A 25957-nucleotide genomic window follows, 5' to 3' on the forward strand; every position below is an offset into this window, starting at 1 on the left:
TTGCATGGACTTACCAACGTTTTGGGCAGAAGCAGCCAATTCTTCTACCGCTGCAGAACATTCTTCTGCAGCAGAGGCTTGGGTCTGTGCGATATCAGCAAAGTTCCTGGAAGAAACAGCCATCTCTTCCGATTTAGAACTTAATTTTTCGGATGAAGATCTCATCTCCTTGACCACATTCAAAAGATTTTCCCTCATCTGGTCCATTGAGATAAATAAAGTACCGATCTCATCTTTCACCGGATAATCATTCTTAACCGTTAGATTTCCCTTAGCGATCTCATCAGAAAAACCGATCGCTTTCAGAAGTCCGGAGCTTACCAATCGATCGAATATTAAATTTAAAGAAAGTAATACTACAACTAAGATCAAGAAAGAAGAAAGAGCGGCTTTTAGGATAATATCTCCAATACTTTCATAATATACTGAATTTGGAATGCTAACCATCAGGGTCCAAAATTTAGGATCCTTTCCTATATGGAACGGGAAATAATACTCCGTATTTCCTCCGGACTCGTATATGAATCGTTTTCCTTCGTTTACATTTTCTAGATAATGTTTGAGTTCGTTCTCATCTGAGATCTTCTTACCAAGCAGCTCAGGGTTTTCTCCGTTGATCGCATATAGGCCGAGAGGTGAAATAAGAGCGATATGACCTTTATTCCTAAAAGGTTTTTTATTCCCGATCTTTTCTTGGAGATATTTCAGATCTATGTCCATACCTGCGGCGCCATAAAAATGACCCGGCACGCTGATAGGAACCACAAGAGAGATCATTAAAATACTTTTACCACTTACAGTATATTGATAAGGACCAACCACTGTAGGTTTATCTGTTTTCTTAGTGACCTGATAGAAATCTCCAGTCCCATCCGTATTATTATAATCTCGTAAAGGTTCCAGATCCACAATGTCCTTAGCACGAGCTCGGTTTAGGTACGGTATAAAACGACCTGATTCATCATGGCCAAGCTTATTTTTATACAAGGCATCCTTGCCGTCATACGCATTTGGCTCGTAACAAATCCACATCCCAAAATAGTCTTCATTACGTTTCATGATCTCGCGAAGAGTTTGCGTCACCTGTTCTCTTGGAGGAGAAGCGTAAATTAAAGGAAATCTAAGACCACGGATCAAACCCATGAGAGTATTCAGCTGCTCCATGATTTCGAAGGTCCATCTTTCCGCCGTGACATCGGAACTTTGTTCCACTTCCTCTCTCAGGTTCTGGTAAGAAGAATAGGAATTATAAGCCGCAAGCAGGGAAAATGCGATAAATAGAACGATGGAAATATATAAAGAAATTCGGAGCCGAATACTCATAAGGGCTCCATTTTGAAACTGGAAAGAAATTTTGGAATACTTTTTCTTACTAACTTACTTTGAATTTTCCGATCAGGTTGGACAATTGTTCTGACTGACCATGCATGTCTCCGGAGAATGTAGTAAGATCATCCGCCCCAGTCGCAATATCCTGAGTTCCTTCAGAGATATTTACGATGGTTTTGGTGATTTCCTCCGTTGCTCTTCTTTGCTCGCTCACTGCCTCTTCAATCTGAAGGCTGAAAGTCATCAAAGAATTTGCACTTTCTGCGATCTCTTTAGTATTTGATTCTTGGGTTTTAACGGAACTCAAAACTGCCTTAGCGGATTTATCGAATTCATCCACCCTTTCTTTGATCCTTTGTAGTATTTGAGAGGCTTCTCCCATTTTTTTATTTCCGTCTAAAACTGCGGTATTTGTGGAATTTACCAATCCGCCAATTTCTTGTACAGAGCTGGAAGTTTGGGAGGCAAGTTTACCGATCTCTTCTGCGACGACCGCGAAACCTTTTCCTGCCTCTCCCGCCCTGGCTGCTTCTATCGCTGCGTTTAATGCAAGAAGGTTCGTTTTTTCAGAAATCTCAGTGATCAAAGAAAGTATCTCATTAATCCTAGAGGCGCTATCCCCGATCGCACCCATGGCACGATTAGAAGTGCTCATCGCAGATTCCCCAGTGACTGCTTCGTCTTTGGAAGAAGCAGCTAAACTCACCAAGCCTTGCATCTCCGCGTTAATACTTGCAATCTGCTCTTTTAATAAAATTACGTTACCGTCGATCTCTCTCATGCTAGAGACAGCTCTTTGCATGGACTTACCAACGTTTTGGGCAGAAGCAGCCAATTCTTCTACCGCTGCAGAACATTCTTCCGCTGCAGAAGCTTGGGTTTGCGCTACGTCTGAGAAATTCCTAGAAGAAACAGCCATTTTCTCAGCTGTTCCGGCTAACTTATTCGTAGAAGATCCAATCTCTTTTACTACACCAAATAAATGTTCTCTCATCGTATTCATTGCGGCTAATAATGCACCGATCTCATCCTTACGATGATAGTCCGAGGAAGCGAGTAAATTCCCTTTTGCAATCTCTTCCGAGAATCCGATTGCTTTTAATAATCCTGTAGAAATTAATTTTTGGAATATAAAATGGAGAACTACAACGATCAAACTTACGATGAGTAACGAAGAGATCGCATTTTGCAAAAGTACACTTAATAGTTCTTTTCCAAAAATGGAATTAGGAATACTGATCTGCATTATCCATTGTTTTTGCCCTTTGCCTATCTTAAATGGGAAAAAATGGTGAGTATAACTATTCGACTCATGTGTAAAACGTTCATGCTCTTCTGATTTAGTTTGGACTAGTTTTAATTCTTCTGCATCAGGGATAACTTTTCCTACTAAGCTAGGATCACCACCGTTCGCAGCATAAATTCCTTTAGGAGATATAAGAGCAAGATATCCTAAACCGCGAAATGGTTTTATACTTCCCATAGCCTCTTGTAGTTGGGCGGTAGTAATGTCCATTCCAAGTACGCCCCAGAATTTCCCTGCATTACTCACAGGAACACAAAGAGAGATCATCTGTACTTGTTTTCCGCCTGCAGAATATGAATATGGATCCGTTACGAAAGGTTCCATTGTCTTTTTAGGGATCTGATAAAAGTCCCCGCTCCCATCCGTAGCTTCATAATTGGTAGAAGGTTCTACCACAGCATCCGTAACTGATTTCACGGAATGAACGTAAGTGATAAATCTTCCTGTTGAATCATGTCCCTTCTTATTTTTAAACTGAGCGTCCAAACCATCAAATGCATTCGGTTCGTACACTGCCCACATTCCAAACCATTTAGGATTTCGATGTAGGATCTCCAACATTGTATTTACGACTTCTTCTCTCTTAGGATTAGAGAAGATGAGAAGCATTCGGAATCCTCGCGTCATACCCATCGCGTTATCCAAATAATCTTTCACTTCAAAAGTATATCTTTCTGCGCTTAATGCAGAACCGGACTCGATCTCAGAATGCAAACTGCGATATGAGATCACCGAATTGATAGCAGTAAGAACTGCAAAGCCTAAGAATAGAACTAATGAGAGATATAATGAAATTCGGGCCCTGATACTCATAGGAGGGAATTAGAATAGGGAAACCGCAAATATGGAACAAAAAAAAATTCTTTCCGATACGAAATTGTAAAAAAGAAAAAGGATCTGCGGATAAGATCCTTTTATTTCGAATATTTGTTAGTTTTACCTTGGAAATTAATTTCCAAAGCGGATTTCCATTGTAACCTAATTGTAATAATTTTGTAACAATTAGTTTTGCTAGAAAAATCCGCTATTTCAAGCAGAATCAGGTAGATCTGTATTTTAAAGCAATCTGGCCAGTACGGGCGATTTCTTGGATCCCATACTTCTGCATCATTTCCAGAAAATGTTCCACTTGTCTGGTATTTCCAGAAAACTCTACGGTCATTGTGGTCTTTGTCAGATCCGCAATTTTTGCTTGGAAAACTTCGCAAATAGAAATGATCTCAGTACGATTGGAATCTTCTACCTTAACCACTACAAGTACTAACTCTCTGCTAATACAATCATGATAGGCAAGATCCTCTACCTCGATCACATCAGGAAGTTTCAGAAGTTGGCGTTTTACCTGCTCTACTACTGAATCATCTCCCTTAACGACGATCACCATATTCGAAATTTCAGAGTCTTGAGTGACGCCTACCGCGATAGAATCTATATTATAACTTCTTCTGGTAAATAGTCCGGACACATGGCTCATCACACCCGGATGATTGTTTACCAAAATTTTTAGTATATGTTTCATTTTTTACCGGCCCGAACTGTGTCGGAGAATTCGATCATGTCTTTTTGGGATTTACCCGCAGGGATCATTGGGAATACTTTTTCTTCTGCTGGGATCATGACTTCTAGGATCCTTGCATCATCATCTTCTAAGAAAAATTCCAATGCCTTGTCGATCTCAGATTTATTAGAAATTCTTAAACCTTTTATGGAATAAGCCTCTCCTAATTTTACGAAATCAGGATTATAATTCCATTCAGACTCGGAGAACCTTTCCTCATAGAATAGTTCCTGCCATTGACGGACCATTCCTAAGAAGTTATTATTAAAGATCAGGATTTTAACCCCTTTCTTGTACATCGCTATGGTTGCCAATTCCTGAATATTCATCTGGATGGAACCATCTCCGGAAACGCAGATCACTGTTTTATTAGGATTTCCGAATTTAGCTCCTATGGCTGCGGGAAGACCGTAACCCATGGTACCAAGCCCACCGGAAGTAAGCCAACGATTCGCCTCTTCAAAAAGATAGTATTGAGCGGCCCACATCTGGTGTTGTCCCACATCCGTGGAGACAATTGCCTTACCCTTACTCTTTTCGTATAATTTCTGTAAGAACCCCTGAGGTTTGATGGTATCCGTAGTATCATCAAATTCTAATGGATGATTTTTCTTTAATGTATCCAAGAATCCGACCCATTCAGGACGGTCCACCTTATTCACTTTTGGAATAAGCGCCTTTAGGACTTCTTTCAGGTCTCCGTGTAGAAGATAATCTACGGAGACCCTTTTGTTAAATTCCGCAGTGTCTATATCTATATGAGCACGTACAGCATTCTCCGCAAATTCACCTGGTTTAGCAACTCGGTCATCAAACCTAGCTCCTAAGTTTAGAATATAATCACATTCTAATACAGCTTTATTTGCATAAGCCGTGCCATGCATCCCAAGCATTCCAACTGAGAGTTGGTGAGTTCCGGGAAATGCTCCGATCCCCATAAGAGTTGTAGTAACAGGGATATTCCCCTTCTCCGCTAACTCTTTGATCTCTTTGGAAGCATTTGCATTGATTGCTCCTCCTCCCACATACAGAAGAGGACGTTTTGCCTTATTCAATGCGGCCGCGAAGGAATCTAGATCTCCCCCGATCGGCGGCTTTTGATAATGTCTAGAATCTATTTTAAGTTTATCTACTTTGCGAACAGAAGTAAGTTCCGTCTGAACATCCTTAGGAAAATCCAAAAGAACGGGACCGGGTCTTCCACCTAAAGCGACTAAGGTCGCCTCTTGGAAATGTCTAGCGATATCGTCTGCAGACTTTATGAGTGCATTGTACTTTGTGATCGGGATAGTGATTCCATAAATATCAGCTTCTTGGAAAGCATCTGTTCCAATCGCGTTGGTCGCCACCTGTCCGGTAATCGCAAGTATAGGAACAGAGTCTAGTTTTGCATCAGTAAGTCCAGTCACAAGGTTCGTAGCTCCAGGACCGGAAGTGGCTATACATACTCCGAGCTTACCTGTAGAACGAGCATACCCTTCTGCCATATGGATGGCGCCTTGTTCATGGCGGACTAGGATATGTTTTATTTTAGTACTTTTATATAATTCGTCGTAAAATGGCAGAATCGCTCCGCCTGGATATCCGAAGACGATATCCACTCCGTATTCTTCCAGGAGTTCGACCATCAAGCGGGCACCGGAGATTTTTGCTTCGGTTTTCGGCATCTTTCCCTCGTTAGAATCCATTCCATGCGAAGTAAGGGCCCTGTCAAGAAGGAAGAATGGACTATAACTTTCGTATTATTTTATGCACTGCAAACCGGCATTTCTCTCTTTTTTTCCAATTTCAAATTTTCTTTACGAATTTAGTACCAAGGAAAACCTTTACTCATCCGTCAAAGTAATATTAAATAAAAAATTGAATGAAGAATCTCACAGATCTTCTTTCTAAATTTAAAAAGGAACTTCGGTCCTATGAACGAGCCTATTGAAAAACCCCAAGCAGGAAAGGAAGAAGAAGATTCACATTTTGCTCAGATCAAAAGTTTAGCAAAAGAAGCCTACCGTTTTCTGGATAGCAGACAATGGGATAAGGCCGAATCCAAATTAAAGGAACTTCTGGCTAAAGAACCGAGTAATACCTACGGTTTAGTTGGAATGGGAGACCTTCATTTTAAACGAAAAGAATTCAGACAGGCTCTGGATTTTTATAACAGATGTATCAAAGAAGATTCATCCAATAAGTTCTCCTTAATGGGACTTATGAACTGCTATAGAGAGATGAACCTACTCAATCGGGTCATCGAAGTAGCGGAAGAATACAGGCATATTACTATCACAGACGCATCTATTTTAAGTAGAGTGGCTGACGCTCATAGAAAACTCAAAAACTTCAAAGAATCAGAAGTATATTATATGCAGGCATTGCAGATCAATCCTAAGGATCAGTACGTGATCGTAGGTTTGGGGCATTTATTCTTTGCCTGCCAAAGATATAAAGACGCGATCAGCTGGTGGGAAAAACTTTTAGTCATCCAACCGGACAATATCAAGATCTTGACTGAGATAGGAAACAGCTATCGTAAGATCAAAGACTTTGATGAAGCGATTCGTTATTATCGCAGAGCTGCAGATTTAGACCCAAGAAACTTCTTTGCATTATATGGTTTGGCAGAATCTTATCGTGGTAAAAAAGATTTTCGCAAAGCAAACGAGTTCTGGGAAAGAATTTTGGAATTCGATCCGGACAATAAACTTATCATCAACAGATATGCAGATAGTTTAAGAGGTATGGGAGAATTCGATAAAGCATTAGAATGTTTTAATAGAATTCTTTCTGAAGGTGAGGACTATTTCGCACTTCTTGGAAAAGCTTCTTCCTTAAAAATGAAAGGTGCAAGAGACAAGGCAGAGGAAATTTATGTGGATCTACACAAAAAGTTCCCGATGGATCCTCGTCCTGTGGTAGAACTTTCGGAACTTTATTCCGATATGGGAAAAAGAGACGATGCTCTCAAGTTATTAAACGACTTCCACAGAAAGCAGCCTTTAAACGAAGAAGTGAAACAAAAGTTGGATTCTTTCTCGGAATAATTCAACCTTTCATTTCGATCCGATTTTTCTCCCTCTCTATGAACTCAGGGAGGGGAAAAATTTCTTCCACTCCATTCTTTAAATATTTCGCTTCCGCAGCCCAAACCCCATCTTTTCTAGTTAGTTCCACATGATGGTGCCAAATATCTCCTCTCTTGTCTGAAAAGATTCGAGGTACTCGGGCCGGGTTTAGGTATAGTGTATCTTCTTCTTTCTTTTTCCAAATCCTAGTCTTTACTCTTAATTTCCTAGAAGAATGATGCATATGCCCTGCAATCACTACCTTAGGACTTTTGCCTTGGCTTACAATTGTTCGGATAAAATTGCCAAGATCCTTATCTCCGAAATCCCCTTCTTCCTTTTTGAAATCACAACCCCAAATATCGTAAGCCTTGTCTCCTAGACCGGAAGGACCGTTATGTGCAAGAATGATCAGATCTACTTTTTGAAAGTCAATGTTCTGGATCAATTCATGGAATTTTTTCTCTGATTCTTCGTAAGAAGAGATCCCAAACACGGATTTAATAAATAGCTGAAAATTGAACCTGGCTCCCATAGAAAGAGGCCTAGCTCCTAAAAGTGAAACCCCTGTCCCGGCCTCAGAAAGATTGTACTGGCAAATATGAGTATCACCCAGGTCTTTAAGTAACTTTTTGTATCTAAGAAGATGGAACGTATGACTTAAGTAACCAATGTTAGGTGAGGCATTTGTGATCTCCATTAGTAATTGAGGGATAGAAGTAGTATCATGATTTCCTAAAATAATATACTTTGGTTTCCGAACTTTAGAGATCAATTGGGCGATCTTGTTTGTATTCCCTGGTCGATTGTTTCCGAGGTCACCGGTAAATATCACGGAATCATAATCACTTTTGGAAAAGTATTCAGTGTCGACCCAGGTCCAGAATCCATGTATATCACCTACTACAGCGATCCGCTTATCAGAAGAATCAAATATCAATTTTATATTCCTAAATTTTAGGTTTCGTTCTCTTGGCGTTTTAAAAGAAACTTTTTTAGATCATACTAGGTCGAAAAAAAAATCAACCAGGATCGCGCATGAAAAACATAAACAAAGAAATTTCCGTATTCTCCGCAAGGTTTCTATTCTTAACGGAAGGTTTAGGTTATCTGATCGGAACTCCATTTGCGATCGTATTTCTGATCCATTTTATGGACTTAGATCTGACAGGAGCAGACTCTCTTTGGTTCGTCATGGGAGTGATCTTTGTCCTAGGACTCGTCACCAGTACACTTTCTTCTTTTTATAAATTAAGACCGTTACGAAAATATTCCAAACAATTTGCAGAAGGTGCAGTAACTAGGGAAACAGTCATTGGAGCTCAAAAAGCTGTTTTCCGCCTTCCGGTCCTACATGCTGCAGACATACTGGTACGGATCTGGATAGGCGGCGGGATCTTTGTAGTTTCACTCGGGATCTTTTTGCCTATCAGCAAAACGGATTATTCTATATTATTAGGGCTGATCGTATTCGGTGGCCTTTGGAGTGCTGTTTATTTTTATCTGATCACGGATTGGCTAAAAGATAATCTAACTAGAACAGACCTATTCGGTTCTATTTCTTTAGAATCCTTAGTCAAACTGAATCTCACTAAAACTCTAACGCTAATCTTCTTTTCCATAGTTCTAGTTTTAGCGATCGGCGTTTCTCTAGTGGTTTATAAGCTCAATTATGAATCTTTAAAGAATGCTTATACCAACCAAATGTTGAATGTTTCTCAAACCTTGGACCTTCTCACCCAAGGAATTTATGAGGATACGGAAGAAGAAGCCGAACTCATTATTCGGAACAAAACCTTAGGACTTTTGGTCTCCCAGAAAAACTGGAAGGAAGCAGCAAATTTTCTAAATAATTTTTTAGGAGCCAGCCAAAGATTCGAAGGGATAGCAGTTTGGAAAGAAGCTGGAGACTGGTTTTCTCATTCTGTAGGAACAGGCACTTTGGCAAGTAGCCAAATTGTTCCATTAACGTCCGCATTTCAACTCCCTGGGGCGGCCGAAATCAGAAATACAAATAAGGAGAAGGCATTCTTTTTTAGCGAGCCTTCTAATTCTACCCAAAACGGATCTCCAGTCATTCTGTATATTAGAGAATTTGAATTAAATGATGGCTCCAAAGCGTTTTTGGTATTCTCAGTCCGTATTGGAGATCTAACCGATAATATCGTACAATCCATCAAAATCGGGAAAACGGGTTATCCCGGACTTCTCACCCCTAAAATGACCTTCTTAAATCATATCAGCGAAAGTATGAGATTAAAAAAGATGGAAGATCTACCGTTTGCAAAATCATTCGTGAATGCGCCTGATAGAGTCCCGATCAAGTATGTGATGGACGGCGCTTATAAATCCATGGTGGTTCACACAAACAAAAAGTACGGATTTAAATCTTTCGTGACTATAGTAAACGAAGAAGTTTCCAAAGAAGCGATCTCTACTATCTTCTATATGTTGGCCATCTCATTTAGCGGATTGTTTGTAATTGGATTTATTATTTATTTCATTCTGTCTAAAAGTCTAAAACCTTTAAGAGATAGCCAGAACCTGATCGAAAAAATGTCGGAAGGAGATCTTACCCATAAACTCACAGTTCTTTCCAAAGATGAGATCGGAGAAATGGCGATCAGTATCAATGAATTCAGCCGTAAGGTAAAAGCTGTTCTTCATAAAATTTTCGATGCATCTCATAGTCTGGCTAATTCTTCCGAAGAAATGTCAGGCACTTTAAAAACGATCTCCGATAACGCACAAAGCCAAGCTGCTGCCTCCGAGGAAATTTCAGCTTCTATCGAGGAGATCTCTGCAGGAATGGATGCAATCTCTTATAGAACTAGAGAACAAGTCAGTCTTCTAAACTCTTTGGACTCTGAGATGGTAGAATTTTCTAGTTCTATCCAAGCTACTTCTGAAAATCTGGAAAACACTCTATCTCACGTTAAAGAGATTACGGATGAGGCAAGAAGGGGCGGAAAATCTTTGGAACTAACTGATCAAAGTATCCGTAAAATTTCTCAGAGTTCCGATCAAATCACAGGTGTGATCGAAATTATTACAACAATTTCAGAACAGATCCATCTTCTCGCTTTGAACGCAGCTATAGAAGCCGCAAGAGCCGGTGCCGCAGGAAAAGGATTTGCAGTGGTTGCGGATGAAATTTCCAAACTTGCTGACAAAACTTCCAATAGCATGAAGGAGATTGAAAATATCATCCAAGCTAATGAAACTGAGATTGGGATCGGAGTCAGCAATATCCGAGACACAGTTAGCGTGATCGGAGGGATTATCCAGAGAATAGAAACGATCTATATCCGGATGAACGAGGTATCTTCCGTGATGGGAGAACAGCTGGTCCGAAATAAGGTCGTGAACAAAAAAGGACAGGAAGTAAAGGAAAGATCGGAAGGTATCCAAACTGCGATCCAGGAGCAAAAATTGGCTGTCGAAGAAATTTCGAAAACAATTTCAAGCATCAACGATCTGACCCAATCTAACGCGTCTTCCACAGAAGAATTGAGTTCCGGTTCTATAGGGCTCGCCCATTTGTCCGAGGATCTGAAAAACCAAGCGGAGTATTTTCATTTTTGAAAATACTCTCCCGAAATTTCGGGAGAAAAAGAAGATTTCGAAACTTAGTTGCATTTTAGAGAATTTATTCTAATTTGCGCTTATATGGAATGGGAAAAGATCTTAAGGGACTCTGTACGGGACGGTTCAATCAAGGAATTGTATCTAAGGAGAGTTCCCACCCTGAAAACCTGTGATGATTGGAATAAGGTAAAGGAAATAGGTCTGATCGATCACAAAACCAAATACGCCCATTATAAGGGTGGATTGGTCAAATTCGGGGAAGGTCTTTTTTTCGTGAGCGAAGAAAGGCTCCAAGCCTTGGCCCCATTCCGCAAATGGGAATTCAAAACCAAGATCAAAGTCACTCCGGACTGAAAGACAGCTATTGTTTCGCACGGAGCTCGCAGAGAGCACCGAGTAAAGCATTTCAAGATCATCCTGTTTTATTGTTCAGGTCTTTTTCCCAGAACATAATTAATCTCACTCAGTGAACTCCGTTCCCTCTGTGCGAAACCTAAATTAAATAAAAATCTTATCTTGTTAAATTAATGATCAGGTTCAGCTTTTCGGCAACTGTGATCACGTCTTGGACACGAGTTTTATCCACAAGCACTGCGGTTGGTCCAATCTCGTCCAGAACGATCTTCTTTCCTTTGATCTGACCAAGTAGAAGTTCCATAACATTCTGATCTTTGGTGCGCACAAGAACACAATCCTCTGCGACTTCCACTACAGGAAGGTTTCCACCCCAATCTTCTAATAAGAATAAAAGGTTTTGGGCAAGTTCCGCTCTGCTGGAAGCTTTTAAGAAGTCTACGAACTCATTCGTTTTATATCCCAGAAGAATTCCCAATTGGTATGCTTCTTTGGTCAGAACGAAAGTATATACTCTGTCGTAGTCTTTGAGTTCTGTGAACGCTTTTAAAAGATGAATTCCATAAATAGAAACTTTTTCCGGGAACGCGATCACGGAGAAGTCCGGGTTGATCGTGATTCCACCCTTCTCCGTAACTCCAGCAAGCTCTCCCGTTTGGAAGAAATATTCTCCCAGTTTGGAAAGAGTCAGGAATCGGTTCGGGTATTCTACTTCTAATAATCCGAATAAATGCAGATAGAAGATCGCACTCATGATCTCTTTACGAAGATCAGCCAGATCGGTCTGGAAATTTTTAGTTCGGAAACCCGGACTGAAGATCAGATGCTCTCTGATAATATTAGAGAAAATAACAGAAAGATGGATTCGTTTGGACTTGATGATCAAGTTCACACATTTGTCCAAGATCATCTTATCGTAAAAAGGCATTTCTGTCGGTTGGAAAACCTCAGGAGGATTCACTCTCTTCATTCTAGCCTCGTTCACCTCATGGATGACGAGTTTCATGATCTCGAATATATCCTTTGCGAGAAAACCATCTAGGTCCCCTCTCAGAATGATATTTTCACCTTTGATATCAGCCAGGTTCAGAAGTTTCAGTATAGGAAGGATAAGTTCCATTTGATAGATCTGGCTTTTTTCAGGGAAGATACTGATATCCGGATTTAATAATTCCTGTTCTGTTCTTTTATGATCCGCCTGTTTTACCTTGCCGGATTTTGCAAGAACCAAGCCCTTTCTGCTAATATAAGAAAGAAGCTTTTTAGTATTTAAGAAGAAGTCCAACTCGTTAGTAGCGAGTTTTTCCTGTCTTTGCCGAGTTCCTTTCTTAACGGAAGGAAGGATCGGATTATTTTGGATATATTTTAGAAGTTCTTCTGGTAGAGCGAAAATTCTTACGAACTTCTCCTCAACGAAACAAACGTCGGCGATCATTCCTTTTTCGACCAAAGCAGGAATGATTGTCTCGTACTTGCCTCTGCTCATTACGATAAAACTTCTGATATCGTCTGCGTCAGCAGCACCACCGCTTAGATAGATCCTGACTACTGTATCTCTTTCTAATTCGGATAATGATAAGATAGCCGCCTCATACGCCTCGTCAGAAGTAGCGTGAGTGATAAACTTACGGATACTGTCTATCTTAGCAGGAGCCTTGACCGCCTTCTTCCATTCATTGGAAATATCAGTTAGCTTTTTGCGATCTAAAAGTTTTTCGACGGAGACTTTGTATTTGTCCCCTTTCAGATTTTGGTCTAAAGAAACTAGTGCAGCTAGCTCGTCATACGCATGGTACTTATCCAGGTTATTGGTAAGTCTTTCTCTGTTTTTTCTTTGGTATACGAGTTGGTATTTGCGGAGAAGGTTTAACTCCATCTCCACGTTGATTGGCGGAATGTTTACTTTACGGGAGATCTCTCCCAAAGTGAGGACATTCTTATTTTTTAAGATAGAAGTATAAATATTAACTTGGAGTACAGTGAGCTTTTCCAGCACACCTTTGAGGTAAAACTCATCCAGAAAACTATCGAAAAGGAACTTAACGTTCTTATTCTTTTCTTTGAACGGTAGCTTTGGAATGTTCCAAAGAGCGGCTGTCTTCTTTAGGTCGTTCAGTTCGAGTTTTTCTAATTCTTGCAATAAAACCGATTCGCCGCTCATACCACTGACCGAAATTCTCGTTCGAGAGCCATACTCTAATTCTCGCCGCTCCCGTAAACCAAAATACGGTTTTCTCGGCCGAACATGCAAAATAGACCCGAGTACCTTTCTCTCGGTTCCTTTATCCCGAACAGAGTATCTTTTCTCCCTGATTTGGATTGTGTTCCTTCTAAGTTATCATAATCTGGAGTGAAATGGCCGGATTCATAGACCAACTTCTGCAAGGGGTGAACAGTGCTAGTCGTATAGTGACCAGTAGTTATGTTTTTTCCACCAAAACCATCCTACTTTTAAAGGATTTGGCTACAGGAGGAAGTGGATCCCGCAATATTCCGGTTCGATTAAGAGAAGCGTTTGAAGAATTGGGCGCAACGTATATTAAATTAGGCCAGTTCATCGCTTCCGCCCCTTCTCTTTTTCCTGAAGAGATCGTAACGGAGATGCAAAAATGTTTGGATTCAGTACGACCTCTACCCTTCTCCGATATCCAAAAAGTTTTAAAAAAAGAATTGGGTAAAGATTATCAAAATTTATTCCAAAGTATAGACCCGGTCCCGATGGCCTCGGCATCCATTGCACAAGTCCATTCTGCAGTAACAAAAGATGGCCTCGATGTGGTTGTAAAAGTACAAAGACCGGATATAGAAGGTGCGTTAGGAGCGGATCTTAACCTTCTATTTTTGGCGTCCAAATTATTCGAAATATTTGTGCCCGGCCTCAACAAATCAGGGCTTTCAGAAATGGTCGGAATGTTCCAGTCTTCCATCTTGGAAGAAATAGATTTTATAAAAGAAGCAAACAATTGCGAAGAATTCGAAAGATACCTTCTATCTTCCGGAGAAACCAGAGCGAGAGCTCCTAAAATTTATAGGGAGCTCAGTACCAAAAAAGTTCTGGTCATGGAAAAATTCTACGGAGCTCCAATTACCGACGAAACCTCTCTCCGTAAATTCAGCAAAGATCCATCTAAAACACTTTCAGATGCGCTTGAGATCTGGTTTTCTACACTTTCCAAATCAGGTTTTTTCCACGCGGACGTACATGCGGGAAATTTAATGATCCTAAGAGACGGAACCGTCGGTTTTATCGATTTCGGGATCGTTGGTAGGATTTCCTCAAAAGTTTGGGAAGGTCTAATGATCTTTTTGGAAGGCCTCGCGTTAAATAGAACAGACAGGATCGCAAGCGGCCTAGTCCGTATGGATGGAACCGCCTCAGGTATAGATGAGAAAAAATTGGCCAAGGATCTAGAAACTGTATTTGATCAAATGAGCAAAATGGTCCTGGATATACAAATGGGAGAGTTGGACGCTTTCGATGAGAAGAAGATGAATACGATTCTTTTCGAGTTCAGAGATATTTCAGATCGAAACGGATTAAAGATCCCTAAAGAATTCGGACTTCTCATTAAACAAATCTTATATTTCGATAGATATATCAAATCTTTTGCACCTGAATTAGATCTGATCCGGGATAGGGAAAAATTCATAAAATGAAATCCAAACTTTTCGAATTAGAAGAGGGAGAATCCGGAAAAATCACCGGAATTAAAAACGAATCCGGAAAAACGGGACTGATCAGAAACCTTTTAGATATGGGTTTTCTTCCCGGAACTAAAATCACTGTTGTCCGAAAATTCCAAGACCAAGACAAGATGATCGTAAAATTGGGGCTAGTTCGATTGGCCATTCGAAAATTAGAAGCAGATCTTCTGGAATTGAACTAATTTATGAAATTATTAAATACTGAAATACAAACTCCGGAATATAAAACAGAAAACTTCAGAGTATTACTTACAGGAAATCCAAATTGCGGCAAGTCCACATTATTCAATCGGCTTACGGGACTTAGGCAAAAAACAGGGAACTATCACGGTGTCACTGTCGAAAAAGCGGAAGGAAGCATCCATACAGAAGACAGGACCGTGCATATAGTAGATCTTCCCGGAGCTTATAGTCTAGGTGGAGAATCAGAAGACAAACAGGTAACCACCCGAATTCTCCTTTCCAGAGATGCGGAAGACAAATTGATCTTCGTATTAGATGCAGTTGCGATAGAAAGAGGACTCCAATTTTTACTTCAGACATCTTCGCTCAAGATCCCAATGATAGTAGCGGTCACGATGAACGATACCTTGGAAAAAAAAGGAGTTCATTTAGATCTAAAAGTTTTATCCAAGGCGTTCGGAGTTTCCTGCTATTTCGTAAATCCAAGATCAGGAGAAGGTGTAGAAGTTTTAGAAAAAGTTTTAACAGATCCTTCTTCCTATAAAATACCTAATCCCGATTTTTCTTGGGACAAAAAAAGAACTGCACTAATCGAATCAGTACTTTCCAAACTTTCGGTAGATGACCCGGATTCGGTTAAATTCGTATTAGAAAATAGTTTTAAAGAATTCAGTGGAGAAAATCTGCAAACAGGACTTCCTTCTTCTAATTTTTTCCCTGAAAAAACCAGAGATTTCATCCGCTCAGAATGGCAAAAATCTAAATTAGAATTTTCTTATGGAGAAGAACTGGTCCAAAGATCCATCTGGATCAAAAAACTTTTATCTAAAGCAGTTTCCGGCTCTGAAATCTCCGAAAAAGGGATCTTAGGATTTGCGGATAAAATACTTCTACACCCTATCTGGGGGCTTACGATCTTTCTAGGAATTATGGCATTGGTATTCCAATTCTTATTTACCTGGTCAGAAGTGCCCATGGATTGGATAGAAGGAAGGATTGGAGATCTTGCGGATTGGACCGGAAATTATCTTCCGGAAGGACCAGTTCGCTCTCTTATCCAAGAAGGTATGATAGGTGGAGTCGGTGCGGTTTTAGTATTCATTCCTCAGATCAGTTTATTATTCCTATTCATAGGGATCATGGAAGAAAGCGGATATATCGCGAGGGCTTCCTTTCTAATGGATAGATTTATGGGAAGATTCGGACTTTCCGGAAAATCCTTTATCCCATTACTTTCCAGTGCTGCGTGTGCGGTCCCAGCGATCATGGGGACAAGAACGATCGAAAACAAAGCAGATAGACTTACAACGATCTTAGTTTCTCCGCTAATCACCTGCTCTGCCAGATATCCGGTTTACATTTTAGTAATAGGAACAGTCTTTTCCGCAGAGCCTGTTTTTGGAATCTTCTCCCCTAAAGTTCTAGCGTTATTCGGTCTTTTCTTATTGGGAATGTTCGCCTCCATGGGGGCTGCCTTCTTATTCAAAAAAACTTTTTTCAGATCTGAACCTGCATATTTTCTAATGGAACTTCCCAGATACCAATGGCCTTCTCTCAAAAGTTTATTCTTTACGGTTTATAAGAAAATCAAAGCGTTTATAGGAAACGCAGGAAAAGTAATCTTATTCATTTCCATTATACTATGGTTCTTGGCAAATTATCCAAGGGTAGAAGTTTCCAAAACTGAAAACTTAAACTCAGCACAAGCAAAGTCCGTACAAATCTCAGAATCTTACGCAGGACGAATGGGAAAAATGATGGAACCTATCTTAGAACCGATCGGTTTCGGTTGGAAGATGGGGCTTGGGATTATCACTTCATTTGCGGCCAGAGAAGTAATGGTATCCACATTATCCATCGTATACGGGGTTCAGGGAGAAGATTCTGAAGACGAAAATTTAAGGTCTGCTCTCCGAAAAGACAAGGACCCAGAAACAGGAAAACCTGTTTGGACTATCGCAAGTGCTTTGAGTTTACTTGTATTTTTCGCATTCGCCTGCCAATGTATGTCTACACTTGCGGTAGTAAAAAAAGAGACAAACTCTTTGTTCTGGCCGGTTTTTATGTTCACTTACATGACAGTTCTTGCATATACTTCTTCTTTTTTAGTTTTCCATTTTTCTAAATTTTTAGGCTGGAATTAAGAATGATAAAAAGGCTGCCTGCAAACCTTAGGATAATTTTATTTTACTCTTTTTGTTTTTTAATCCTCTTAACCATTTTTAGATTCGCCCTACTCTTTATCTATCTTTCCAAACTGGAAAATTCTCCGATCAGCGAAGTGATCATTTCCTTTCTAATCGGAATACGTTTTGATCTATGTGTAATTTCTATAGTATTAGGATTGTCTTGGATCTTATCTTCTTTTCACTACCCAAACCGCTGGAAAGTCTACAGATATATCTGGGGAATTTTACCGATTCCGTTATTTCTATGGATGACCGGCCATTTGATCGGAGACACGATCTATTTCGGAGAAGCAGACAAACATCTTGGCTACGAAGGATTCGTATTCTTAGGAAAAGACCTACTCATCTTAATAGAAGCTGCAATCAAGAATGATACTTTAAAAATAATCCTTGGACTGATCGGGATATTCACCGGACTCCCTGCGCTAATTTATCTTTTTATAAAGTACAATGGGTACCAGTATTCTTCCGAAAATAAGACCAAGGAATTGATACAAATCCCAATTTCAATAATCTTATTGCTTTTATTGTTTCGAGGAGGAGTCCAACCAAGGCCGTTGAGATCCACAGAAGCAATCCATTCAGAAAACCCGTTCTTAAACCAACTTCCATTGAACGGTGTATTCACTACGATTATGGATCTAAAATCCAAATCGATTCTTCCTGAGTTACAAATGTCTAAAGAAGAATCGATCCGGATCGTACAAAATGAAATCGATTATCCGGGTGCAAAGTTTATAGATCCTGAATATCCACTCTTACGAGAAACTTTAGAAACCAGAAAGGAAACTCCTCCTAATATAGTTCTCATTCTTCTGGAAAGCTGGACCGGAAAATTCCTGAAACCGAACGGGGATGGAATTGTAGAAGGAAAAGAACTCGCTCCTAATTTTAATTCTCTAATTAAAGAAGGTAGGTACTTCCCTAGATTTTTCGCGACCGGGGGAAGAACTGTAAACGGATTAATGTCAGTTCTCACTGGAATCCCGGATCGACCTGGAATAACGGTTGTTAGAACCCATCAAGTGCTTGGAAATTTCGGCGGACTTGGATCCTTACTGAAAACCTTAGGATATTCCACATACTTTGTTCATGGTGGAGATGTAGGGTTCGATAATATGAGTTTTCTTTTTCCTCATTGGGGTTTCGATACAATCATAGGAAAAGAGGAGATCGAAAAAACTGGAAAATATAAATCGGGTGCCTGGGGATTTTATGATGGAGATGTATTAGAAGAGCTTCATGCAACCATTTCAAATGCAAAACAACCTTTTGCAGCAGTCAGTCTGACTCTAACCACTCATTATCCCTATCAGGTGCCTGAAACCGGAAAAAACCCTTATCCGGAAACTATGAAGGATTCAGACTATTTTAATACCTATTCCTATTCAGACGAATCCATCGGCAAATTTATGGAGAAGGCAAAAAGATCTCCATATTTTCAAAATACCATATTTATATTCGTAGCAGATCATACACATCATAGGGACCTAAATCCATTCGAAGATCGTAATATTCCACTCTTGATCTATTCTCCCAAGTATATAAAACCTGGATTGGATCCAAAAATTTCCTCTCAATTAGATGTGATCCCAACTATCCTAGGGCTTGTAGGCAAAAAGGTCCAATTTTCTGCTTTCGGCAAGGACCTACTTTCTAATTCCATAGAATCTAAAACCGACAGTTCTTATTTTGCATTTTCGAGTGTGATCGGCTGGATAGAGAATGATTATGCTCTTTATAGATCCACAGAAGGTGAACTCAGAGAAGCTTATCCTATGCCTTGGAGCGAGAACAAATCCAAGTGCGCCTCGATCAAGGAAACCTGCGATAAGTATGAGCAGAAAGCAAAGGCATTCTTGAATCTGAGCTATGAACTTTTGAATACAAATCGGATCTTTCCTGAGAAATGAATTTTTAGATCTGAGAAATCCTTCCCTTTCCGACCAGGGATTCCGATCCTAGTCTTAAGGGATCACCCTTTCATTTCAGGAGAAAGAATGTCTTTTTCGAAAAGTTTTCGTTTGGAAGAAAAATGGGAGATCGGCCCCGATTCTTCCCCGTTTATAATCGCTGAGATCGGATTGAATCATAACGCAGATCTGGAATTAGGAAAGAAGACCATTCAGGCTGCAAAAAAAGCGGGGGCGAATGCGGTAAAATTCCAGACCTATAAAACTGAAAATTTTCTAGATACCAAAAATCCTAAAGCGAACGTTTTGGTAGATATTTTCCAGACTTACGAACTTTCAGAAAAACTACATATTGAGTTCCAAAAAACAGCTAAGGAAGAAGGTCTTTTTTTCTTCTCCACTCCTTTGGATACAGCGAGTGTAGATCTTTTAGTAAAGTTAGGAGTCAAAGCTCTTAAGATTGCGAGTGGGGATATCGTAAACAAACAACTTTTGCAAAAATGTGCAGGAACAGGACTCCCTTTATTTTTATCCAGCGGTGCCGCAGAAGGTTTCGAAGTCATTCGCGCATTAGAACTTCTGGAAGCGGAAAAAGTAAAAGATATAGTATTATTCCATTGTGTTTCTCTTTACCCTACTCCTCCGGAAAAAGCAAATTTACAAACTTTAGAATATTATAAAAATATATTTAATGGCCCTCTAGGTTTCTCAGACCATACTGCAGGAAGTTTAGCAGGAGCATTAGCAGTATCACTCGGTGCAAACGTTTTAGAAAAACATTTTACTCTAGATAAAACGCTCCCCGGTCCGGATCATACTATTTCGGTAGACCCTACCGAACTAAAATCTTATGTAGAAAATGCAAGGCTCGCATTTCAAATGAAAGGAGAAAAGAAGAAGGTAGTACAACCTCAGGAAGCAGGTGGGAGATTTTTCGGAAGAAGAGGATTATACGCAGACCAACACGGAAATCCTATCTCACTTCGCCCTGATCTAAGCCAAGAAGATAAAAGGTATTTTGATTCTTGGAAGTTAGATGAAGCAAATTCCCTCGTCAAACAAGGCAAGGGTCCAAAACCGGGAGAATCCTTTTTATCTTAATATGATCCGAAAAATCTGTCTTTTATTTGTGGCTCTTTCTTTCGGTATATCTGCAGCACCTAAGTCCTATGGATCCTTAGGCTCCGAAGTGGATTTTTTAGATTTCGGAAAAGTGATCGTGGCTCCCTTTTCCTATTCAGTATCTTCTTCTTACGATGAAGAATACGGTGCATTCAATCTATTCGATTCTAATCCTAAATCTTATTGGTATTCTTCCGGAGAGAATAAACCGGAATGGATTATTGTGGATTTCGGCTCTAAAAGACTGATCAATTCTATAGAAATACTAGTGCCAATGTTTCGAGGTAAAAGAGCCACAGAGGAATATGAGATACAGGTTCTTCACCAAGAAAACTGGAAAACTATTTTTAGGAACGATAAAGTCGATTTAATCAATCAACATAATCTTCCACCTATCGATGCATCCATTCTTAGATTATATTTTCCGAAAAAAGAAGAAAAGAGTATAGTAATTGGTGAATTTAAGATTTTACTGAATGGTACTGTCCTTAATTCAGTTTCTAATAGATTCACCGGATATCAATACCCGGTTCCGGACGGACTTCTTCCTGAAAAAGATTACCAACTCCCAGGAGCGCCCAGAGAATATAGGAATGGGATCCACAAAGGATTAGATATTTATTATAAAAGAGAAAAGATAGGGCCGCCTAGACGTTTGACCTTCCAGGACGTTTTGGTTTCTCCTGCTGATGGAACGATTATCCGTGCAGACCTAGATTATTCTCCTATGACACTTTCAGAATTCCAAAAGTATTCCGCATTGGCACAGAAAAACGGCGTCACTTATGTAGAGAAAGATTTTGGGGGCAGACAGGTTTGGATTGATCATGGAAACGGAGTTATGACCTCTTTCAATCATCTTTCCTCCATCAAAAGGGGGATCAAACCTGGTGCAAAAGTAAAATCAGGCGATGAGATCGGTAACGTAGGAAACTCAGGTTTAATGGGAGAAGCAAAGGGAAACGACGAAAACATCCATTTACATTTCGAGATCTGGGTGGACGGAGAATATCTGGGTGCGGGAGTTCCAACTAACCAGATCCGAAAGCTTCTACAGTTTTTCTTTTCTAAATCGAATCTGAATTAAGATAGGCGTTTATCCGAAGTTAAGCGAAATGTTCGAGTTCTAAGAAACTTTCCCAGAACAAAACATAGAGGGCACGGCATTTTCATCTAACTTCGGTCCTACATTTATTCTTAAGATCGTTATCACGAATACGACCGCAATAACTTGAACTTTTTTCAACCCGAGCTCTACACAAATTTTTCTGATCTTCGTTCCGAATACGACCACAATAGCTCGAACTTTGTTCGGCCTGAGCCAAACACATATTTTTCAGATCACTATCACGTATATAACCACATTTGCCTGAACTTTGTGCATTGAGATCGACCGACAAAATCATGATAATAGTACTAATTAAAAGAAGATGGAAACTTTTATAATTCATAGAAACGTCTACCTAATCAAATTTTATAGAATCCCTTTAGATTTCAGGTATGAAAGAATTTTCGTACCGAAAAACCAAGTGATCCAACCGCTTACAGCAGCAAATGTATATAGAAAGGAAAATAATAAGCCGTATTTGATAGTCCACTCTAAAGATATTTTACATTTTTTTAAAAAAGTAATAAATCCGCTGGAGACCGCACCCGTTTCTTTTAAGGTAAATTTAATCGTGCAGAATTCATTCTCCTGATCAAACTCGCCTAACTTTACGCCTAAGTCCTGGATTTTGCCTTCTATCTCTAAAATTTCTTTTTCAAGAGAGATTAATTCTTCTATTTTACCGTTTCTACCTTTTAAATTTAAAAGCCCTGCTTTAGATTTTTCCAAGGAAATTCGAGTCGCAGTGATGTTTTTGTACTCGTTTGTTTTATCAGTTTTATTCACGGAAATTGAATCTATAACACCTATGGATTGGATAGATTCTACCATAGAGTCGAACTTGTCCGGGTTTACACCTATACCCAACTGCAATGTTCTTTTGCCTACAAGTCCGGATCTTTGTTCGTATTGGATGACTCCTTTTGCATCCTCTACCATCTTGCGGGTTTTCTTTTCGTTTTCATCAAACTCGGATGTTTTGGAAGAAACTGCTGCGACCTTCTCATATTTTTGAGAAGATGCAGAAATAGGAGCCTTATCCTGTGGAGCATAAAACTTTTCGGATGCATAGTTCTTACGCCCATAATCGAAATTAATGGATGAACCTTGTTCTTGGTTTACGATGTTTGTTTCAGGACCAACCGCATAACTGTAGATAAGTCTGATTATAAATAAAAATGCAAAAATTCCCGCAAATACGAGCGAAAACTTTTTAATAAACTTAGAAACGCCTCTGAACTGTTCCATCCTACCCTACTTTTTGGTTGAAAAATTGATTTATTGGACCTTCGTTCCCTCGGATCTGATCCTTTGTAATAGATCAGATTCCACAAGATTTCCGTTGTGAAGGCATTTTTTATAATAAGAATTTCGGATATGGACCTGTTCTTCCGTTGTTAAAGCCCAGTTCGGAATTTCTTTTCTCAGCCTAAATGCTAGGTGAGAGAGTACAATGGCAACCGTTACTGAAATATTATAACTTTCAGTAAAACCATACATGGGAAGTCTCAGGAATACGTCTGCTTCTCCCATTGAATAAGAAGATAGTCCTCTCTCTTCCGATCCGAATAATATGGCACTAGGTTTATCTAAAGGTAAAGTATCCAATTCGTAAGAATTTTCTAATGTATGCGGAGAAGTCGCGATGATCCTGTAACCCTTCTCCTTCAAACCGCTTATACAATGTCTAGTATTATCGAAATTTGGCTTTTGGTATTTGTTAATTTTGATCCATTTTTGAGCACCTAGAGAAATTCCCTCATTAGGTTTATAGGAGTTTCTATTTTCTACAACATGGATATCCGTTAGGCCTAAACATTCAGAAGTTCGCACTGGAGCACTAGCATTATAAGGTTGGAATATATCCTCCATCACAATTGTTAAGTACTTTGTACGAAAAGAAGCAACTTCTTGAATCTTAGAGACCTTGTCCGGTGATATTAAAGTTTTAAAATATTCTTCTAACCGGATTGCTTCCTCTAGATTTATAAAATTTGAATGTTCTTGGGTGAGTTTCATGTTCAATATGTTTTATTTCCTAGACAATTCCTGAGCAAAAAAGGAAGCAGATACGATTTACACTAAACATTAATATAGTAATTATGTACAACAAGATTTAATTTTTGCCTCGAGGCCATTTCCGAAAGAGTTAATATAAAAAATCCGGAGAAAATAAAAAAATTCTAAAGTTTTTTTAAAAAGGGATTGTACTTTGTTTCCGAAAATCTATTATGTCCCCTATCTTGTCCGGTGGTGAAGGAAAATGCCCGAGCAATTGCAAAAGATTCTGAACAATATCAAGGAGTTCTTCAACTCCCTAGATACTACAAAGAAACTGATTTTAGGTGGAGTGGCGATCACTGTGGTCGTTGCCTTAGGGCTTCTGACAACCGTTTCTTCTCAAAAGAATAAGGTTATCCTCTTCCAAAACCTTACTGCAAAGGATTTTGCAGAGGTTACTAAAAAATTGGATTCCATGGGTTATTCATATAGCACGGGAGACACAAGCATTGTAAGCGTAGATCCGGAGCAAAGGCAAGAAATTATCACTAAACTTGCACAAGAGAACCTGATCCCTGCAGGTGTGCAAGGCTGGGAACTTTTCAACGTGGAGAAATTCACCGAAACCCAGTTCGACAAAGATATCAAAAAATACAGGGCATTAAAAGGAGCCATCGAACAATCCTTGATGACCCTAAGACCTGTAGATAAAGCATTCGTGAACATCGCAATACCGGAAGACGAACTGTTCAACTCGAATGCTTCTCCGGTAAAAGCCTCAGTCATTTTACATTTCATTCCTGGAGTCGAAGGGATTTCCAAAAAAGAAGTGAAAGGTATCGTAAACTTGGTTTCCAGAGCGGTTCCTAAACTCAAGCCGGAAAACGTAGTAGTCGCAGATGCGGACGGCAAGATCATCTCCGACTTCGAAGAAGACCTGGAAAAAGAGAGATTAGAACTTAGGGTTGTTCAAGAGAAATTGAGGATCCAAGAAGAACAAAGGATCCAAAGATTAATAGACGTAAGAAACACCCTTCGTTGGTTCTTAGGCGGAGAAGACAGAGTAGATATTACTCGCTTTGAGTATATGTTGAATTGGGACAAGGAATCTTATAAAGATAACCAAGTTTCTCCAGTAATCGAAAGACCGGATGATCCGAATACTCCTTACTCTGAATTAAAAATCGTAGACGGTTATAGTTTAAAAGTTTCCTCCAAAGAAACAAGCGAACAATTCACAGGAAGAGGTTTCACTCCTGACGGACCTGCCGGAACTGAGCCTAACCTTCCTCCTGGTTATAAAGACACTGACTATCAAAAAGCAGATTATAAGAAAACTGAGAATATCAATAACTTCGAATTCAACAGAAGAGTTAGCGAAGTCCAAAAACAACCTTGGAAGATCGAAAAAGTAAATCTATCCGTGGTAGTTGATGGTCAGTGGACTAAAAAAGAAAACGCAGACGGAACTGGATATGACAGAACTTATATCCCGGTTTCCGACGAAGATATCAGAACTGTTCGTAAAAACTTAGAAGCAGCAGTAGGTATAGACAAAGCAAGAGGAGACCAAATCTCCGTCATCAGCATTGCCAAGGACCGCACAGCTCAGTTCGCTGCAGAAGACGAAGAATTAAGAAAACAGAAAGCGATCCGCCAAATGGTAATCGCATCCTTGGTCATTGTTTTATTCTTAATACTAACTATCCTCATCTACAGAGCGATCAAAAAAGAAATCGCAAGACGCCGCAGACTACGCGAAGAAGAACTCGCAGCAATGCAGCAGATGATGAGAGAAGCAGCTCTCCGGGTTATGGACGACGGAAGCGCAGAAGTCGAACTCTCTCTGGATGAAAAACTCAGAAGAGAACTTCTCGAAAACGCGATTAACCTTGCCAGGGAAAAACCGGAAGAAGTGGCACAACTTCTACGCACCTGGTTATCTGAAGAGGAAGCAACCTAATGAGTATCCTGTCCGGAAAAAGAAACCGGGCGGGACAGCTCCTCCGAATCCTGGGGGAGCATCTTCCCCCGGAAGTGTTTCGCCACCTTGGACCTCAGGACACGTCAAAACTTTTAGAAAGTTTTCACAAGTCCGGCAAAATAGAAGCGAAACAAGAAAGAGAACTTTTAGGCTCCTTCTTAGAAGGACTTTCCACGGTCCCAAAAGAAGGAATCGATCGAGACACCTTGGCCTTAATCCAAGAACTCGAAAATATCCTGAAAGAGGATTTGGTTTCAGAACCGGAATGGTCGGAAGAACTCAAATCCTATACCAAGGAAGAACTTTCCAAGATCGTAGCAGGAGAATCCGCAGACAGAATAGCTCTCATCTTCTGCTACGCGGATCCGGATACTTCTGCCAGAGTGCTGGAAGAATTCCCCGAAGAGACCCAGGAAGAGATCCTACTTTCTATCCGAAATTTGGACCTTTCTTCTGCGGGACTTATGGACTCTTTGGAGAGGTTTTTGCCTGGCAAGGTTAATCGCGTTTTCGAGAAGTTCTCTTCTGAGTTTTTCATCCAGAGAGAGTTCGACTTCTGCG

Annotated in this window: 18 protein-coding genes and 1 pseudogene; 11 read left to right on the top strand and 8 right to left on the bottom strand. The window is 39.9% G+C overall.

Annotated elements, in window-relative coordinates; all coding sequences use genetic code 11:
• From CH377_RS19040 to ilvB, 4 genes are all read right to left on the bottom strand, one after another.
• Positions 1 to 1323, bottom strand: a 1323-nt coding sequence (locus CH377_RS19040) for a methyl-accepting chemotaxis protein (protein ID WP_133122040.1), incomplete at its 3' end; no start/stop codon positions are given.
• A gap of 49 nt (positions 1324 to 1372) precedes the next feature.
• Positions 1373 to 3448 (bottom strand): methyl-accepting chemotaxis protein, encoded by a 2076-nt coding sequence (locus CH377_RS19045; RefSeq protein ID WP_100725320.1) that lies wholly within the window; start codon positions 3446 to 3448, stop codon positions 1373 to 1375.
• A 226-nt stretch (positions 3449 to 3674) separates the two neighbouring features.
• Positions 3675 to 4154, bottom strand: a complete 480-nt coding sequence (ilvN, locus tag CH377_RS19050) for an acetolactate synthase small subunit (protein ID WP_100725321.1) — start codon at positions 4152 to 4154, stop codon at positions 3675 to 3677.
• A complete protein-coding gene (gene ilvB, locus CH377_RS19055) occupies positions 4151 to 5860 on the bottom strand; it encodes a biosynthetic-type acetolactate synthase large subunit (RefSeq protein ID WP_207797642.1) in 1710 nt (569 codons plus the stop codon). Before ilvB ends, ilvN begins: the two co-directional genes overlap by 4 nt.
• Before the next feature lie 249 nt (positions 5861 to 6109).
• On the opposite strand from ilvB, the gene CH377_RS19060 reads away from it, so the two are divergent.
• A complete protein-coding gene (locus CH377_RS19060) occupies positions 6110 to 7228 on the top strand; it encodes a tetratricopeptide repeat protein (protein WP_100725323.1) in 1119 nt (372 codons plus the stop codon).
• Position 7229: 1 nt separating this feature from the next.
• On the opposite strand, the gene CH377_RS19065 is transcribed toward CH377_RS19060, so the two are convergent.
• Positions 7230 to 8189 (bottom strand): metallophosphoesterase, encoded by a 960-nt coding sequence (locus tag CH377_RS19065; protein ID WP_100725324.1) that lies wholly within the window; start codon positions 8187 to 8189, stop codon positions 7230 to 7232.
• A gap of 98 nt (positions 8190 to 8287) precedes the next feature.
• On the opposite strand from CH377_RS19065, the gene CH377_RS19070 reads away from it, so the two are divergent.
• On the top strand, positions 8288 to 10834 hold the full coding sequence (locus tag CH377_RS19070) for a methyl-accepting chemotaxis protein (protein ID WP_100725325.1): 2547 nt from the start codon (positions 8288 to 8290) through the stop codon (positions 10832 to 10834).
• An 84-nt stretch (positions 10835 to 10918) separates the two neighbouring features.
• A complete protein-coding gene (locus tag CH377_RS19075; protein ID WP_010515454.1) occupies positions 10919 to 11191 on the top strand; it encodes a hypothetical protein in 273 nt (90 codons plus the stop codon).
• 157 nt (positions 11192 to 11348) lie between these two features.
• Here CH377_RS19075 and CH377_RS19080 read toward each other — a convergent pair whose 3' ends face one another.
• Positions 11349 to 13352 carry a helicase gene (locus CH377_RS19080; RefSeq protein WP_100725326.1) on the bottom strand — a complete coding sequence of 668 codons (2004 nt, stop codon included), beginning with the start codon at positions 13350 to 13352 and terminating at the stop codon, positions 11349 to 11351.
• Between the two features lie 194 nt (positions 13353 to 13546).
• Here CH377_RS19080 and CH377_RS19090 point away from each other — a divergent pair, with 194 nt between their 5' ends.
• The 6 genes from CH377_RS19090 to CH377_RS19115 all read left to right on the top strand — a co-directional run bounded on the left by CH377_RS19090 (position 13547) and on the right by CH377_RS19115 (position 21390).
• On the top strand, positions 13547 to 14848 hold the full coding sequence (locus CH377_RS19090; RefSeq protein ID WP_100725328.1) for an ABC1 kinase family protein: 1302 nt from the start codon (positions 13547 to 13549) through the stop codon (positions 14846 to 14848).
• A complete protein-coding gene (locus CH377_RS19095) occupies positions 14845 to 15078 on the top strand; it encodes a FeoA family protein (RefSeq protein ID WP_100725329.1) in 234 nt (77 codons plus the stop codon). The genes CH377_RS19090 and CH377_RS19095 overlap by 4 nt, the downstream gene beginning before the upstream one ends.
• A gap of 3 nt (positions 15079 to 15081) precedes the next feature.
• Positions 15082 to 17223: a ferrous iron transport protein B gene (gene feoB / locus CH377_RS19100; RefSeq protein ID WP_100725330.1), complete on the top strand. Its 2142-nt coding sequence runs from the start codon at positions 15082 to 15084 to the stop codon at positions 17221 to 17223.
• A gap of 2 nt (positions 17224 to 17225) precedes the next feature.
• Positions 17226 to 19181, top strand: coding sequence for an LTA synthase family protein (locus CH377_RS19105; protein WP_100725331.1), 1956 nt, complete (start codon positions 17226 to 17228; stop codon positions 19179 to 19181).
• Between the two features lie 87 nt (positions 19182 to 19268).
• A complete protein-coding gene (locus tag CH377_RS19110; protein ID WP_100725332.1) occupies positions 19269 to 20282 on the top strand; it encodes an N-acetylneuraminate synthase family protein in 1014 nt (337 codons plus the stop codon).
• A 1-nt stretch (position 20283) separates the two neighbouring features.
• Positions 20284 to 21390 carry a M23 family metallopeptidase gene (locus CH377_RS19115; RefSeq protein ID WP_100725333.1) on the top strand — a complete coding sequence of 369 codons (1107 nt, stop codon included), beginning with the start codon at positions 20284 to 20286 and terminating at the stop codon, positions 21388 to 21390.
• Between the two features lie 387 nt (positions 21391 to 21777).
• Here the strand turns inward: CH377_RS19115 and CH377_RS19120 are convergent, their stop codons facing one another.
• Together CH377_RS19120 and CH377_RS19125 are read right to left on the bottom strand one after the other, a co-directional pair.
• Positions 21778 to 22659 carry a DUF4349 domain-containing protein gene (locus CH377_RS19120; protein ID WP_100725334.1) on the bottom strand — a complete coding sequence of 294 codons (882 nt, stop codon included), beginning with the start codon at positions 22657 to 22659 and terminating at the stop codon, positions 21778 to 21780.
• A gap of 30 nt (positions 22660 to 22689) precedes the next feature.
• Positions 22690 to 23430: a TrmH family RNA methyltransferase gene (locus tag CH377_RS19125; RefSeq protein WP_100725335.1), complete on the bottom strand. Its 741-nt coding sequence runs from the start codon at positions 23428 to 23430 to the stop codon at positions 22690 to 22692.
• 244 nt (positions 23431 to 23674) lie between these two features.
• Here CH377_RS19125 and fliF point away from each other — a divergent pair, with 244 nt between their 5' ends.
• On the top strand, positions 23675 to 25375 hold the full coding sequence (fliF, locus tag CH377_RS19130) for a flagellar basal-body MS-ring/collar protein FliF (protein ID WP_086446525.1): 1701 nt from the start codon (positions 23675 to 23677) through the stop codon (positions 25373 to 25375).
• Positions 25375 to 25845, top strand: a pseudogene (locus tag CH377_RS19135) (endoflagellar motor switch protein); the annotation flags it as partial. The gene fliF and the pseudogene CH377_RS19135, both read left to right, overlap by 1 nt.
• Between the last annotated feature and the right edge of the window lie 112 nt (positions 25846 to 25957).

It is taken from the genome of Leptospira haakeii (assembly GCF_002812045.1).
GTDB classification, from domain to species: domain Bacteria; phylum Spirochaetota; class Leptospiria; order Leptospirales; family Leptospiraceae; genus Leptospira_B; species Leptospira_B haakeii.

Coding starts and splice junctions, on each gene's coding strand:
- CH377_RS19045 (WP_100725320.1), bottom strand. CDS start 3,448: ATGAGTATCAGGGCCCGAATTTCATTATATCTCTCATTAGTTCTATTC.
- ilvN (WP_100725321.1), bottom strand. CDS start 4,154: ATGAAACATATACTAAAAATTTTGGTAAACAATCATCCGGGTGTGATG.
- ilvB (WP_207797642.1), bottom strand. CDS start 5,860: ATGCCGAAAACCGAAGCAAAAATCTCCGGTGCCCGCTTGATGGTCGAA.
- CH377_RS19060 (WP_100725323.1), top strand. CDS start 6,110: ATGAACGAGCCTATTGAAAAACCCCAAGCAGGAAAGGAAGAAGAAGAT.
- CH377_RS19070 (WP_100725325.1), top strand. CDS start 8,288: ATGAAAAACATAAACAAAGAAATTTCCGTATTCTCCGCAAGGTTTCTA.
- CH377_RS19075 (WP_010515454.1), top strand. CDS start 10,919: ATGGAATGGGAAAAGATCTTAAGGGACTCTGTACGGGACGGTTCAATC.
- CH377_RS19080 (WP_100725326.1), bottom strand. CDS start 13,352: ATGAGCGGCGAATCGGTTTTATTGCAAGAATTAGAAAAACTCGAACTG.
- CH377_RS19090 (WP_100725328.1), top strand. CDS start 13,547: ATGGCCGGATTCATAGACCAACTTCTGCAAGGGGTGAACAGTGCTAGT.
- CH377_RS19095 (WP_100725329.1), top strand. CDS start 14,845: ATGAAATCCAAACTTTTCGAATTAGAAGAGGGAGAATCCGGAAAAATC.
- feoB (WP_100725330.1), top strand. CDS start 15,082: ATGAAATTATTAAATACTGAAATACAAACTCCGGAATATAAAACAGAA.
- CH377_RS19105 (WP_100725331.1), top strand. CDS start 17,226: ATGATAAAAAGGCTGCCTGCAAACCTTAGGATAATTTTATTTTACTCT.
- CH377_RS19110 (WP_100725332.1), top strand. CDS start 19,269: ATGTCTTTTTCGAAAAGTTTTCGTTTGGAAGAAAAATGGGAGATCGGC.
- CH377_RS19115 (WP_100725333.1), top strand. CDS start 20,284: ATGATCCGAAAAATCTGTCTTTTATTTGTGGCTCTTTCTTTCGGTATA.
- CH377_RS19120 (WP_100725334.1), bottom strand. CDS start 22,659: ATGGAACAGTTCAGAGGCGTTTCTAAGTTTATTAAAAAGTTTTCGCTC.
- CH377_RS19125 (WP_100725335.1), bottom strand. CDS start 23,430: ATGAAACTCACCCAAGAACATTCAAATTTTATAAATCTAGAGGAAGCA.
- fliF (WP_086446525.1), top strand. CDS start 23,675: ATGCCCGAGCAATTGCAAAAGATTCTGAACAATATCAAGGAGTTCTTC.